Here is a 13,485-nt window from a genome sequence, read left to right on the forward strand (position 1 = left end):
GGCCCTGTCGGGGGTGCAATGGTAGTGCCACATGTGAAGTTGGGAGGTCCCGGCTATGTTCGAGCATACTTTCATCGGTCTGGATGTTCACGCGGTCAACGTCGTTGGCCATGCGCTGAACCCGGACACCGGCGAAATCACACGACACACGATGACCGCCGATCCGGCCGTGGTGCTGGAGTGGGTCCGCCGGTTCGAGCCGCCGGTCAAGGTCGTCTACGAATCGGGCCCCACAGGGTTTGTCCTGGCCCGCCACCTGCGGGCCGCGGGGATCGACTGCGTCGTCACGGCGTCCTCGAAACTGTTGCGCGCCCCCGGGGACCGGGTGAAAACCGACCGGCGGGACGCCCGGATGCTGGCCGAAATGCTCGCGGTCGGCTCGGTCACCGAGGTGCGCATCCCGGACCCTGACGAAGAAGCGCTGCGGGATTTGTCCCGGCTGCGCTCCGGCGCGGCCAAGGACCTCGCGCACGCCCGCCAGCACGTGAACGCCATCCTGCTGCGCCACGGCATCCGCTACCCTAAAGACACCCGGTGGACGAAGGAACACCGTCTGTGGCTGCACCGACAGCACTTTGACGAACCCGCCCTCCAGTTCAGCTATCAGGCCGATGTCGAACAGGCCGAACTGCTGGCCGCCCACCTGGCACGGATCGACAAGCAGGTCACCGCCACGGCCGCTGCGTGCCGCTACACCCCGGTCATTGACGCGCTGATGTGTCTGCGCGGCATCCAGATCACGACCGCGTACGGCCTCGCCGTGGAGATCGGCGACTGGAACCGGTTCACCGGCTCAACCATCGGCTCCTATCTCGGCCTGGTCCCCAGCGAGCAATCCTCCGGCCAGTCCCGGCACCAGGGCCCGATCACCAAGGCAGGGAACACCTACGCCCGCAAACTCCTCATCGAGGCCGCCTGGCAGCACCGGCGCCCCTATGCCCGGCCCGGGGAACGGCTGCTGCGCCAACTTGACCTCGTCGCCCCGGCGACACGCATCCGCGCCCTGGAAGGAAATCACCGGCTGCACCGCAAGTGGGAGCACTTCGATGAGCGCGACAAGATGCCGGTCAAGGCCAACACTGCGGTCGCCCGCGAGCTCGCCGGCTGGTGCTGGTCACTGGCAGCCCCGCTCCAGCGAGGAGAACGCATGAACGCGGCCTGAACCCATGAACGTGCCACCGGGACGGGGTGGACGTGTGATGGCAGCACCAGGAGCTAACCCGGGAGAGTTCTATGAGCAGACCGCCCGGCCCCGTCGACGCTCGATCCTAGACACCGAAACGCTCCAGCCGAACAATCGTCATGCGGTAGCCAACCCGCGAATATCTCTAATGGTTAGTAGCCGACCCGAGGCCGGCTGGCAGACTGGCTGCCATTCCTGCCGGGCGTGACTCAGCGCATATCTGACCTGTTCGCTATTGCAGTGTCTTGAGACTGACCCGTCCGCCCGGCCGGAGCGGCACCAGTCTGACCCACTGCGATGGCTTGATAGAAGGTTGTCCGTCCCGCCCGTGACCGGCCGGCCGTGACTCGTTAGAGATTTGCCTCGAAGTGACTCTTCCCCCGGACCGGCGCCGTGATGGCCCCTAACGAAAGGAGACGCCACAGTGACCATCGTGGCAGAGAAGTACACGCACGTCATCGGGGTGGACACCCACTCAAGAACGCACACGTATGCCGTGTTGGCCGCGGCGACCGGTCAGGTCATCGACACCTCGACCTTCCCGGCCAGCCAGGCCGGCATTTCCCGCGCCATCAGCTGGATGCAGCGACGAACAACAATCGGGGAAGTCCTGGTCGCGGTTGAAGGCACCGGCTCCTACGGGGCAGGCCTGACCCGCGCCCTCCGCGCCGCCGGCCTTCCGGTGTGTGAGGCCAGACCGCCCAAGCGACAAAACCGCGGCAGCATCGGCAAGTCCGATGAGATCGACGCCCGCGCCGCGGCACGGGCCGTGCTCGGGACCGACATCGCAGCCCTGGCCCAGCCACGGGCAGAAGGCGCACGGGATGCCCTGCGGGTTCTGTTGGCCGCCCGGCGGTCCATGGACGGTCAACGCACCGCCGACCGTCATGCCCTGACCGCACTGGCCCGCACCATGGACCTGGGCATCGACGCCCGCAAGGCCATCACGGACCGACAACTCCACACGATCGCGGCCTGGCGTGATCGCCCAACGGACGACGTCAGCACAAAAGTTGCCCGATCCGAGGCCACACGCCTCGCCACCGCGGTGCTCCGGCACACCAGCGCACTGGAGACCAACCGGGCCGATCTGGCGCAACTCGTGGATCAGATGGCCCCCGGCCTCCAGGATCTCCGGGGTCTTGGACCCATCACCGGCGCCATCATCCTGACCGCCTACTCCCACCCCGGCCGCATCCACTCCGAAGCCGCCTTTGCCGCCCTCGCCGGCGTGAACCCGATACCGGCATCCTCCGGCAACACCACCCGGCATCGTCTCAACCGGCACGGCGACAGGCAACTGAACCAAGCCCTGGACGTCATCGCCCGCACCCGCATGGCATCCGACGCCGACACCCGCGCCTACCTCGACCGGCGCACCCAGGAAGGCAAAACACGCCGAGAAATCCGCCGCTGCCTCAAGAGGATCATCGCCCGGCAGATCTACCGCAAACTCACCACACTCATGGCTTGACACCACCCATAGAAGGGTCAGTCTGACACTGCAGTCGAAAACGACCCGCCAACACCCTTCACCACGGACCGGCAGGCACCAGATGAGCGGCCCCGGAACCAAATCCCAGGAGCCGCTCATCTATGCCTCTTGACAACCAGAACTACATATCAGAACTCTATAGTGCCACGCAGCCGACGGGGGCGGCCGTCCGGGTCCACGACGAGGCGGCTAAGCGGAACCGCCCAGAGACGTTGGAGGGAGGACACGGGCTCTGGGATGTGGCGGCGCGCATGTCCGGCGGGGCGAGGCGAGCGCTGCCCGGATTCGTGCCACTGGTCGAGAGCGTCTGCGGTGGAGTTCCAAAGCTTGAGCCCGGCCCCCGGATCAAGGAGCCGGGGATCGTCCTGGTCCAGGCCCAGGTGTTCCGCCCAGAGTTGGAGCCGGAGCCCCTGGGCCAACGGGCCGGAGACGTCGTGGCCCGAGTCTGTGCCGGGAGTTTCCCGGTTGTCAGCAGTGGCATCGAGTACGGCGCAGGTGAGCTCACTGTCGGTGGTCCAAGATCGGCGGTTGAAGTTGTCTGAGCCGCAGGTCATCCAGGTGTCATCGATGATGCAGATCTTGGCGTGGACGTAGATCGGGGTTCCGGCGCTGTTCTCCAGATCGAACACCCCGACCCTGTCGGGCGCGACCCGGCGCAGCATCCTGATGGCACGCAGTTGCCCGATCCGGATAGCCGGTCCTGCTATAGCACCGTCGGAGTCGGGGTAGCGGGGCACGACGGCGATCACGTTCAATTCGGGGTTCCGTTCGAGGGCCTCCGCAATTCCGGTTGCGACCTCTGTAGACCACAGGTACTGGTCCTCGATGTAGATCAGCGAGCGAGCGCGGGCGAAGGCCTTCGCATAGCCGCGGGCAATGCTGCGTTCCCCCTCGGGTGCGAACGGGAACGGAGGACGTTTCACCCCGTACGTGCGCAGCAGCTGCACGGAGTGAGGGCCCGCCGGTGGGGGCGGCGGCGCAGTCTCCGGGAGCGGTTCGGGGTGCCGGGGCATACGGGCCAGACGTTGCAGCAGCATCCGGTAGGGGGTGCGCCGGTCCAGGGGATGGGGGTCGTTCCACCGTTCAGCAAACACTGCCAGGACATCAGCCACCACGGGGCCACGCAGTTCGAGGGTCGCATCGTGCCACGGGGGGCGTTTCCCGTACCGGGAATCCATGTCCACCGCTTGCGGGTCTCCCGCGTGGCCGGCATCGTCCCGACGGCTGTGGGAAAGGTCGATCCCGCCAACGAACGCGACATCCCGCGACGGATTGTCACGATGGCGGATGACGAAGAGTTTTTGGTGATGGGAGCCGAAGAGGCGTACACGCTGATCCAGCAGCACCTCTCCGCCGGCGTCGTTGATCTGATGACTTAGCAGCTCGTTGGATCGGCTGCTGATCGGGGCCGATACGCGCTCTCCGTGGGATCTCCAGACAAGGCCCCGCACTTCCACGCCTGCGCGGGCCAAGCCGGAGAGCACGTCGCCGATCGACGGTCCGTCGGCCAGCAGCCGCTCGTCGGCGTCGCCGCGCCAGTCGGTGAACCACACGCGGTCTCCCGCCTGCAGAGCCGTCAACTCCTCATGCAGTCGGGCGAAGTAGGTTGCTCCATGAATCAGGGGCCGCACTAGATTGCCCTCCGACCAGGACAGCGATCCGGCACCCCCCGCGTGGACGTCTGTGGCCAGATTCCCCCGCTCGGCGCGACTCAGAAACCACGTACCAGCATTACTGTCCACTCAGTCCTTCTTTCGGGGCCCGTTGCTGCTAGTGTCCGGTCTCAAAAAATAGCCTACGACTGTGCTGACCAATGCCATCGACAGGGTGATCAGCGTCCGGTTCAAGCCTATGTTTTGTCGGGCCGTGAGTAGGAGGAGCCGGAGGGCGTCCGTTCCAATAGCCCGAAGTCGATCATGTAGCGGCGCAGCATCACGACGTCATCGGTATAACTGAGGAGCCGTTCATTTACCTGCTTTTCCGTTAGGTGTTCGCCCGGCTCGATTGCTTCGCTGGCAATCCAGGCCAGGAGCTCCCGCCGTTCCGCCATGTTGGCTGGATACCGATCGATTCTGCCTAGGCGCATGAAGCGAGCCACTCCGGTCTGCGCCTGTCGCCGGGGTTGCTGCGTGAGCAGGTCGCGGAAGATCGCCTCAGACGCCTCCAGTTCGTTGGCAGCATTCCGTTCGACGAGCCCTGACTCGAGCAGGGCGGCGATGGCCCGGTTCCGCCGTTGGTCATTCAGATCAGCAACCACGTCGGCGAGCTTGGCGCCCAGTACGATTTGCGCGTAGACGGTCCGCGCGTCCTTGTTGGCGAGGGCCGCCACCACTCGCCGCCAGTGCGGTCCGCTCAGCCGCGTCCCTCCGGTCACAGCCTTCTCCTCACTCTGCGACCACCCATTCTGTGCCGGTCAGCGTGTGTCTGGTCAATAGGCAAGATCGTAGTCCGGCGCGGACGCGACGGACAGAGTGGGCAAAAGTGTCGGGACACGGCAACACCCCCTTCCCTAAGGCCGCCAGATGGTGGCCGGTGTATCGGAAGGGGGTGCAGCCAGGGGCGTTCGGATCAGGCGTCGGCGGGATCCTCCACCGGCGCGACAGGGGTCTCTGCCGCGGATTCTGCCGCCTTTTCGGCAGCTTCCGCGTCGGCCTCGACGGCGGCCTGCGCAGCTTCGGCGGCGGCTTCCTCTGCAGCTTTCGCATCAGCGGCTGCCTTTAGGGCTGCCACTTTCGCTGCCGTGGCTTCACGCTTCTGGGCTTGGGTGGCCTTCTTGGCGACCTTCTTGGCCTCCTGGGCGGCGTGCTTCTGTGCGACATCCGCAACGGCGGCAGCGTTCCTCGCCTCGGCGGCAGCCTTCAGGGACGTGACCTTGGCCTTCACAGCGGCAAGCTTCGCGGCGGCTGCCTGCTTCTTCAACTGCGCCTTGGCCTTTGCCTCAGTGGCCTTTGCGGACGCCTTCACGGAGACCGAGTGTGCGGCCTTGCTCGGAGCCGCGTTGGCGACACCGGCACCTGCACCGGTGAGAACGGCGGCGGTCAGGACTACAGCGCCCAGTTTCTTTGCAATCGACATGCGTGATACTCCAATGATGAGTGGCCCGGGCCGTGCGGGCGGGGATCTCGCTCGCCGGTTGCCGTCAGCCTAAAGTGGAAGCAGAGAGTCGTTCAACCGGAAGCGCCGATGCTTGGCAGAACCTTGGCGAATGCTGTGACTTCAGTTTTTCGGGCCCCAATTTTGTGCCGGCTACACTCGCGATGGACGGCTGCCGGTCTTCAGTTAGCCCTGGCGGTTCGCGTCCAGGACGGTGACGTCCAGGGGCATGCGGTTGGCGCGACGGAGGCGTCCGGCCAGCACGTTGCGCACCCCGCGGGTCACCATGGTCGTTTTGGTCAGATCCCGGAACTCGGCGGCGTCCGACGTTACGAGGTCCAGGAGAGGGCGCGCGGCGTCGTCAGGGTTCTGCCCCCAGAGCCCGACGACGACCTGCAGCCCGCCCAGTCGATGCTCGTACCCTGGCTGGGACGTGACGTGCCCCAGCATGTCTGTCATCACCAATCCCGGATTCATGCCATGCACCCGGACGCCGGTGCCCTTGGTCTCCAGCCGCAACGTCTCGGTGAACTGGCGGACCCAGCGCTTGCTCGACGCATACGCGTTCTGCAGCGCGACCGGCCCCTGGTCGCCGTGGCCATAGACGTTGACGAGATCGCCGCGGCCTTGGCCGAGGAACACGGGCAACGCAACCCTCGACCCGTGGAACGTGCCGAGGATGTTCGTGCGCACCACTCGCGTGAAGTCATCGACCGGCGTGGACGCCGTGGGCCCGTAGACACCTGAGGCTCCGGCGTTGTTGACCCAGATGTCGAGCGTCCCGCGGCCTAAGGCCTCGTCGCGCACGGCTTCGACGTCGGCCAGCTCACCGGTGTCGCAGTGACGTCCGGACGCCGCGATCCCTTCCGTGTGCAGCCGCTCGACGGCGGCCGCGACGTCCACTTCCGACCTGGACGCCAGCACCAGCGTCGCGCCCTGATGCCCCAGTAGCCGGGCCATTGCAAACCCCAGACCGCGTGTCGAGCCAGTCACGACCGCCACGCGGCCGCGGAGGACGTCTCGTTGCGAACCCATGCTCTTCTCATACGCGCAACGGCCGCAGAGAGCAAGAGCGAGACGCGCAGAGGGCCGGAATATTGCCGGATCCGCAGGTGGCAGCCCGGCCGGACAAGTTCCTTCGGGACTCAAGGCGTCCCAATGCGGCGTGCTTCCGGCGGATTGCTCGATTGCCGTCAAGAGCTAGCAGGGGTCGCAGTCGAGTGCGAACGCTCCTATTTATCGTGCTGTCGGCGCACCAATTCGGATATCCAGATGGGCGCGAACGGAGATGTGCAGTTCGGGGGAGTCGGATAATCCTTGAGCACCTCCAGGCGCTCACCAATGTCGATGGCGCGGGCGCGGTGCTCGGCATGCTCGATCCCGATCTGGGCCAGGCAGTGGTTCATTGCCCACTGCAGGCGGTCCGGGGCGTCCTTCATCCCTGCCTCGATGACGTCGAGCAGTCCTGCGAGGTCGAGGCCCTCGGGCTTCTTCGCCACGCGTTCGCTGGTCAGCGCCCAGCCGGCACTAGCCACTACCGGATCCGGGTCGGCCAACCAGGTCAGGCGCAACTCTTCGGAGTGCGGGCTCTTCTTCACCACGTAGTTCACGTGCCAGTCGTGCACCTTGGGGCTGCGCGCCTGGCGCAACATGAAGTCCAACTCTTGACGTTCGAACGCCTTCGGGCGGCAGATCAGGACAGCCAACAGTTGCGCAGCGGTGTCATCCGTCTCCCAAAGCTGGCGCGCGAGGTCCTGCTGGGTCTTCAGCCGCTTCGCGAGTGCACGCAGTTTGCCGAGGTTCACACCGTGATCGTCACCGTGTTTCTCGTTCACCACGCGTGCCCTCGGGTCCTCAAGATCGGCCAGTTCGGCCATCACTTCGGCCACCGTCGTCTCGGCCACCTCGGCCTCCTGTTCATCAGATATGAGGTTGAGCCTACTTGGAAACCGGTCAGCCTGCGCCGTCAGGAGCGCACTCGGGATGCGGTTGAAGAGGGGTGTTGGCCAAACCCCGAGGGTCAAAGAATCTGAAAAACTCCCAGACGCCGATTCCGGTTCCATGGTTCAATGACGTGACGTCGGGCACGTCAATCCGGAGATCAGCTCGTGTTGAAGGTCGAACGTTAGCCCCTGGAAGTGCAGAGAGGAAAGCGCGATGAGCGAAGACCAAGCGGCACCTGAGACGAAAGGTGTCACGTCGGAGTTACTTGCAACGGTTGACCTCGGCCCCGAGATCGAGGGCATGGCCGGTCGCCAGCTTCGAATGCGTATGGTGACCTTCGAGCCAGGGGGAGTCTTCGGCCCGGTGCACGACCATATAGACCGACCAGGCATCGTCTACATCTTGCAAGGAACGATCACCGACCATAGGAATGGAGTCACTACGGACTACGGGCCGGGGGTGGGCTGGCCCGAGAACAGGGACACCACTCACTGGCTGGAGAACAGAGGAACGATTCCCGCGTTGGAGATCTCGGTCGACATAGTCAGGCAAGACTAAGGTCAGGCCCAAGATCGGAATCGACCCGCGACTTGTCGTTCAGGCGGATTGGTACAGGGCGGATTCGTGGGTGGGGTCGTCGAGGGGTGCCGGCCAGCCGGGGTCGTCGGTGTCTGCGGCGGGGAATGGGTGCCCGGCCGTGAAGTGGTGCCAGTCGGGGAAGGGATCCGGGGGCAGTTCCGGCTCGGGATCCTGGCCGGGATCCTGGATGGGGTCCTGGATGCGGTTCTGGTCTGGGTGCCCGGTGGGGCCCGGGCCCGGGAGATGGTCCGGATCCGCGGGCACGCCTCGCTCCGCCCGTGGGTCTGTGTCTGTTTTCGTGATCGGGAGGTGGGCGGGCCAGCGGGGCGGTTCCCAGTCCTGATGCTCGCTCGGATAGTAGCGTTTTGAGGGTGAAATCCAGCCCGGCGGGCTCGTTGTGCTGGCCCCGCTCGGTGTCCAGGCCGAGGAGTGTTTGAGGCGGTGGTGTTTCGGGCAGGGCTGGCCCAGGTTGGAGATACCCGTGGTGCCCCCGTCGGCCCAGGCCAGGAGGTGGTCCGCCTCGTTGTCCAGGGAATGGTTGTTACAGCCGGGAAACGGACACCTGCCGTCACGGAGCCGGAGCCAGTGCCGCTGCGCCGCCGTCAGACGGTAACTGCTCCGCCCGATCTCCAGCGGCGCCCCGTCCCGGGGATCGGTCAGGACCCGGTAGAAGGAACCCGCGCCGCCGGCGACGAGGCGGCGGGCCATCGACGGCGGGATCGGACCGTACCCGTCCAGGACGGCCGGTTCGTCCGTGAGGCCCAGCAGCGACAGCACCGGCACGGTGACCAGGACCTGCGCCCGCGGCACCGGAACACCCCCGCCCACACACCCGCCCGTCCCGCCGCCGGCAAGTCCGTTGGTGGTGCCCCCGCCGGCAAGTACGTTGGTGGTGCCGTCGCCTGTTCCGCCGGTGGCGTTGGTGAGGAGCCAGGTCGCGGCGATGTCGGCGCGGAGCTGGGCCAGGGTCCGGGTCTCGGCCGGGCCCTGCAGGGCCCGGGCGGCGGCGGTGGTCCGTTCCCAGATCCCGGCCGCGGTCTCGGCCGGGAGCCGGGCCGAAAGCCAGGCCATGCCGTCCCGGTCCGGGACGAACTCCACCCGCCGGTCCGCGACGCTCACGGTGTGGCGTGCCTCGATGCTCTCCGGATGGTGGCGCTCGCGCCAGGTGCGGGCCTTGGCCCGGAACCGGGACGGCACGAGCCCCCCGGCCGCACAGCCCCGGGCCGCCCCGGGCGCGGCCGGGTCCAGGAAATGTCCCTCCATCGAGGCCGCCCCGGCAGAATCCAGGCCGCCGGTTTCCTCGACAAGGATCCGGGCGTGCTGCCAGGAAATCGTCCCGGCCCGCAACGCCGCCCAGGTCAGCGGCAGCCCGGTCGTCAACGCCCGGGCCTCGGACAACAGCGCCCCGGCGGCGCGTTCGCTCACGGTCAGGACACACGCGACCTCGGCGACCAGCGCCATCTCCTGGACGGCACGGTCCCGCACAGATCCCGCCGGCGGGGCCAGGAACCTCGCCGCCCGCGCGTAATCGGCGGCCAACTGAACCTTCAGCGCCGCCGTCCGGGCCTCCAACCGGGCCACCTCAGCCAACCCGTCCAACAACCCATCCGCCAAATCCCGCAACGGATCACCACCGGCGCCGGGACCAGTACCCCGCACGGCACCCGCATCCCGCAGGGCGCCCGCATCCCGCTGGGCATCGGCGGCGGCCGAATCAGAGCGGTCCGGGCCCTCGGATCCGGACCCGAGCAAGGCAACCAGCACAGCCACAGACGCCGCAACGGCCTCCACCGCCACCCCGCTGTCCCCGCTCCACGCCACCCTGCTTCTCATACCCCAAGTCTATGAAGAGGCACCGACAATCTTGATGCTGCTCCGACGGGACGCCGGCAATATTGATGAATTTGCCGGTCCTCTGAAAAACACCGCAGTGCCGGACGTCTGGCGAGGTCTGGCCTCATTCACGTCGCGGGGAAGGTGATCTCGCTCCAGAGGTTGCCGGGTCCGACGTGAACCCGGGCGTCTGCGACTGGGGCATCAGCCCTGACGATGTGGGTGTTCACGGTGGTCAATGCGGCCAGCAGTGCCCCGTTCGGGATGTCGCCCCACTGCTCGACTTTCCCGTAGGGGAGCATCGCGTAAGTTCCCTGGTTGCCGATGGCGCTGGTGACGTAATCGCGTGGGGTGGCGTTGTGGGAGCCGTGGTGGCCGATCTTGTAGAAGGCAGGGTTTGAGACGAGAGCGCGGGCCGCCGGGTCTTGAAGGACATGGTCCCAGGCGCCTTCTTGTGAGTCGCCCACGAAGACGAGTCTGGTGCCCTCGACGTCGAGAACGAAGTAGATGCTGGTGTTGTTGACGGAGCGCTCGAGGATGGAGGCCGCCGCCAGAAGTTCGCTCGCGTCGTCGAGGAGGGCTCCGAGGTTGAGGGTTGCCAAGGTGCTGAGAAGTTCGATTCCGATGTCGTGGCTCACTTCGTCGGGCGTGACACTGTAGATCCCGGCGAAAAGGGGCGCAGCAGGCGTCTGGCTGCCGGGGGAGTCGCTCGCGGGTTCGGCATCCAGAGCCTGTTGCATGGCAAGCCAGCGGGCAGACGCGGGAGGGTTCATGAGTTTGAGCTGGTCAGGGTCACGTGAGGGTCCGAGGACATGAATGGTGACATCGGGCAGTGGCGTGCGGATGACGTTGAGCTGCGCGATCCTGTCCGGGAGGTAGCGGACCGTCGGGACGTTGAGAAAGTGCTTGCCGTTGCGTCCGAGCAGGCGGTCCATGGCGTCCTCGTTGCCCAGCGAATTCAGAGCCAGAGTGCCGGCAACCCCGAGAGCCAGGGTTCGTGCTTCGTCGTTCAGCGCTGCGGGCGCACGGCCGATCAGGGTGTTCAAGCTTGTTGCTGCGCGGGCGAGACCGCTCTTGAGTCTTTTGGCGTCGTCGTCGGAATCGTCTTCGACGAATGACACCCAGACTTCGCCGACCTGGACCTTTTCCCAGTCGTCGTAGGCGAATCCGGTGATGTGGTCGGCATGGTGGTGCGTTGCTACGACCACGTCGAGAGTGGGGGGTCCTCCCGGTGCGGCCGCCTCGGTGAGGTCGGAGATGATCGCACGTACGACGTCGAGGAGGGGCCGCGCCTTGCCCAGGCTATGGACGCCGCAGTCCACCAGCATCCGCCAGGCCTGATCGTCGCGTTTGACGGTGACCAGGAAGGCATCGCCGAAGCCGACGTCGTACATGCGGACGGTGACGGAGGACGCTGGCATGCTCAGGCTCCGTCCTGGCCGGCGTGCAGGCGCGCGAAGGAGAGTCGGAGGGTTGCCGGTTCGACGGTCCAGGCCGAGAGCGCGTCCATGTCTTCGACGTCGCCCATCCAGTCGCGGATCGACCGCAGCCGTTCGGTGCCGGCCTCGTGGAAGTCCAGTGCGCAGCCTCTGATGTCCCCAGACAGGTCGTCGAGTTTTGTGTGGTCCGAAAGCGGCAGCGGTTTGGTGACGAGAAATTCGACCTGTCCGTCCACGCGGGCGATGACGGTGGTGCCGGCGCGAATCGCTGCGCGTTGATTTGGCGGGATCTGGGCGCCGGCGTCGTCGGTCCGCTGATCTTCCAGGTCGTCGCGACGCTGGGCGAACTGGATGGCGACGATCGGTCGGGGTTGCCCGTCGGAGGCCCACAGGTAGACGACCCGGGCACTGACCATCTCGATCTTCCCTGCGGCTTTGTCCAGGCCAAGTTCATAGGCGTGTTCTACTCCCCAGCCGCGAATGAGCTCCTGAAGGTGTCTGGCATCGGGCTGTGACGTCAACTGGCCATGTGGCGCCTGTCCGGGAACCGCCCGACCGGGAACAGCATGCCCGGTGGCCGGAGTGGTGTCAGAATCGTCGGCGAAATAGACGGTGCTGCCGGTGTCGAGGTCGAGTGTTGCTTCCAGGATCAGGGGTGCCAGGTCGATGGCATTGATCCCGTCTCTCAGGTTCATGTCCAGTGGCGGCTTGGACCAGACGAGGGCCTCGTCAGCGAGGGAGGTCACTCCCGGCGGGTAGATACCGCGCCGACGGAAGGCCTCGACAAGAATTGCCCTGAGGTGTCCGGCGTCATCGGGGTAGAGTCCCTGGTCCGCGGTGACGATCGCCCGGACGACATCACCGAAGGTCACGTCGACGACGGGGAGGTATTCGAATGCCCGGACCACCATTTCCAGGAAACGGTCGGCATTCATCGCCGCCGTGGCGGTGACGCGATTGACCAGGTCTGTTGGGAGCGCTCCCGGCGGCAGGACCCCGGTGCCTGCACTGGCGATACGTCGGAGATCGGCGATCTGCGACTTGTAGGTGTCAATGAACGCGTCGAAGACGGCGGCGACGAAGCACGCCCCGCGATCGTGTGGTTCAACGGATTTCAGGAACGCGTCCGGGGTGCGGGGGGATCCGATCGCGGACCTCAGTGCCGCACCGCGTCCGGTGGACGCGCCGAACTCGGTTGCAAGATCCAGCAGCGCCGACCCCTTCTCGAGGGTGCCTTCCGATTTCGCTACGGCATCGGAGACGACTTCGGGGAAGCCGAAATGGTTAAACAGTGCAACGAGGTCGGCTATTGCCTCATGCCATGCGAGCACGTCCGGGTGAGTGGGTTCGGAAAAGTACTTGCGCATGCGGTGCACGATGGCATGAGTGACTTCATGGGCGACCACGTCAACGGACAGACAGGTGAACATCATCTGGCCCGGCAGGTTGGCTCCAGGGTCCCTCTCGTCGGCACGGAAGTAGCCGAAAAGGACAGCCCGCCGGTCCTTGTCGAAGTAGGCGTTACGTCCCTCGAACGCATGCGGGACGAGGCGGAGTTTGTCGTCGCCACGCCAGCGGAAGCGGAAGCCGCCAAATCGTTCAAAGCGTTCGATCACGCTCATCGCCACTGCGTAGACGACTTGCTGATGGGTTCTTGGATCGCTTTCCGAGGGGCGCATACCCCGTTGGGCGAGGATGGCGGCGGCGTTCAGGTCAACCGGCAAATACCAGAGGTCACGGGCCACGTCATAGTCGACGACCTGCAAGAGCCGGCCGGCCGGGCCGGGCCTGAGGTCCCTTTCGAACGGGATGTCGATCGTGAGGAACCTGCCGGAAAGGCGGGTCGACATCGGATCGAACGCATACGCACGAAGTAGCCGCCGGGCCGGCAACACGGCCTCGGGCCGGTCCCTCCTCGC

The 13,485-nt window shown here is 66.0% G+C and carries 11 protein-coding genes; 3 read left to right on the plus strand and 8 right to left on the minus strand.

The annotated features are described in order from the left end of the window. Window positions 1–55: 55 nt before the first annotated feature. Window positions 56–1,162, plus strand: coding sequence for an IS110 family RNA-guided transposase (locus tag ACVWZ7_RS19700; RefSeq protein WP_456508830.1), 1,107 nt, complete (start codon window positions 56–58; stop codon window positions 1,160–1,162). A gap of 445 nt (window positions 1,163–1,607) precedes the next feature. Further along, a complete protein-coding gene (locus ACVWZ7_RS19705) occupies window positions 1,608–2,657 on the plus strand; it encodes an IS110 family RNA-guided transposase (protein ID WP_241709585.1) in 1,050 nt (349 codons plus the stop codon). Between the two features lie 149 nt (window positions 2,658–2,806). Here the strand turns inward: ACVWZ7_RS19705 and ACVWZ7_RS19710 are convergent, their stop codons facing one another. The 5 genes from ACVWZ7_RS19710 to ACVWZ7_RS19730 form a co-directional block, all read right to left on the minus strand. Then, a complete protein-coding gene (locus tag ACVWZ7_RS19710; protein WP_456508831.1) occupies window positions 2,807–4,258 on the minus strand; it encodes a phospholipase D family protein in 1,452 nt (483 codons plus the stop codon). A 269-nt stretch (window positions 4,259–4,527) separates the two neighbouring features. After that, window positions 4,528–5,052, minus strand: coding sequence for a DUF2087 domain-containing protein (locus tag ACVWZ7_RS19715; RefSeq protein WP_456508832.1), 525 nt, complete (start codon window positions 5,050–5,052; stop codon window positions 4,528–4,530). A 194-nt stretch (window positions 5,053–5,246) separates the two neighbouring features. Further along, window positions 5,247–5,753 carry a hypothetical protein gene (locus tag ACVWZ7_RS19720; protein ID WP_456508833.1) on the minus strand — a complete coding sequence of 169 codons (507 nt, stop codon included), beginning with the start codon at window positions 5,751–5,753 and terminating at the stop codon, window positions 5,247–5,249. A gap of 204 nt (window positions 5,754–5,957) precedes the next feature. Beyond that, entirely contained in the window at window positions 5,958–6,806 is an 849-nt protein-coding gene (locus tag ACVWZ7_RS19725) for an SDR family oxidoreductase (RefSeq protein WP_456508834.1), read from the minus strand. A 197-nt stretch (window positions 6,807–7,003) separates the two neighbouring features. After that, on the minus strand, window positions 7,004–7,675 hold the full coding sequence (locus ACVWZ7_RS19730) for a DNA alkylation repair protein (protein ID WP_456508835.1): 672 nt from the start codon (window positions 7,673–7,675) through the stop codon (window positions 7,004–7,006). Between the two features lie 253 nt (window positions 7,676–7,928). On the opposite strand from ACVWZ7_RS19730, the gene ACVWZ7_RS19735 reads away from it, so the two are divergent. After that, window positions 7,929–8,273, plus strand: a complete 345-nt coding sequence (locus ACVWZ7_RS19735; protein WP_456508836.1) for a cupin domain-containing protein — start codon at window positions 7,929–7,931, stop codon at window positions 8,271–8,273. A gap of 39 nt (window positions 8,274–8,312) precedes the next feature. Here ACVWZ7_RS19735 and ACVWZ7_RS19740 read toward each other — a convergent pair whose 3' ends face one another. From ACVWZ7_RS19740 to ACVWZ7_RS19750, 3 genes are all read right to left on the minus strand, one after another. Beyond that, window positions 8,313–10,127 carry a DUF222 domain-containing protein gene (locus tag ACVWZ7_RS19740; protein ID WP_456508837.1) on the minus strand — a complete coding sequence of 605 codons (1,815 nt, stop codon included), beginning with the start codon at window positions 10,125–10,127 and terminating at the stop codon, window positions 8,313–8,315. Between the two features lie 128 nt (window positions 10,128–10,255). Next, a complete protein-coding gene (locus ACVWZ7_RS19745; protein ID WP_456508838.1) occupies window positions 10,256–11,548 on the minus strand; it encodes an MBL fold metallo-hydrolase in 1,293 nt (430 codons plus the stop codon). Window positions 11,549–11,550: 2 nt separating this feature from the next. After that, window positions 11,551–13,416 (minus strand): hypothetical protein, encoded by a 1,866-nt coding sequence (locus ACVWZ7_RS19750; protein WP_456508839.1) that lies wholly within the window; start codon window positions 13,414–13,416, stop codon window positions 11,551–11,553. Window positions 13,417–13,485 lie beyond the last annotated feature (69 nt).

The organism is Arthrobacter sp. TE12232, from assembly GCF_054062615.1.

What these genes read in the sequence shown, in the direction of transcription:
- ACVWZ7_RS19720 (WP_456508833.1), bottom strand. Translation starts at nt 5,753, where the DNA reads ATGTCGATTGCAAAGAAACTGGGCGCTGTAGTCCTGACCGCCGCCGTT.
- ACVWZ7_RS19725 (WP_456508834.1), bottom strand. Translation starts at nt 6,806, where the DNA reads ATGGGTTCGCAACGAGACGTCCTCCGCGGCCGCGTGGCGGTCGTGACT.
- ACVWZ7_RS19740 (WP_456508837.1), bottom strand. Translation starts at nt 10,127, where the DNA reads ATGAGAAGCAGGGTGGCGTGGAGCGGGGACAGCGGGGTGGCGGTGGAG.
- ACVWZ7_RS19745 (WP_456508838.1), bottom strand. Translation starts at nt 11,548, where the DNA reads ATGCCAGCGTCCTCCGTCACCGTCCGCATGTACGACGTCGGCTTCGGC.
- ACVWZ7_RS19750 (WP_456508839.1), bottom strand. Translation starts at nt 13,416, where the DNA reads ATGTCGACCCGCCTTTCCGGCAGGTTCCTCACGATCGACATCCCGTTC.
- ACVWZ7_RS19735 (WP_456508836.1), top strand. Translation starts at nt 7,929, where the DNA reads ATGAGCGAAGACCAAGCGGCACCTGAGACGAAAGGTGTCACGTCGGAG.
- ACVWZ7_RS19700 (WP_456508830.1), top strand. Translation starts at nt 56, where the DNA reads ATGTTCGAGCATACTTTCATCGGTCTGGATGTTCACGCGGTCAACGTC.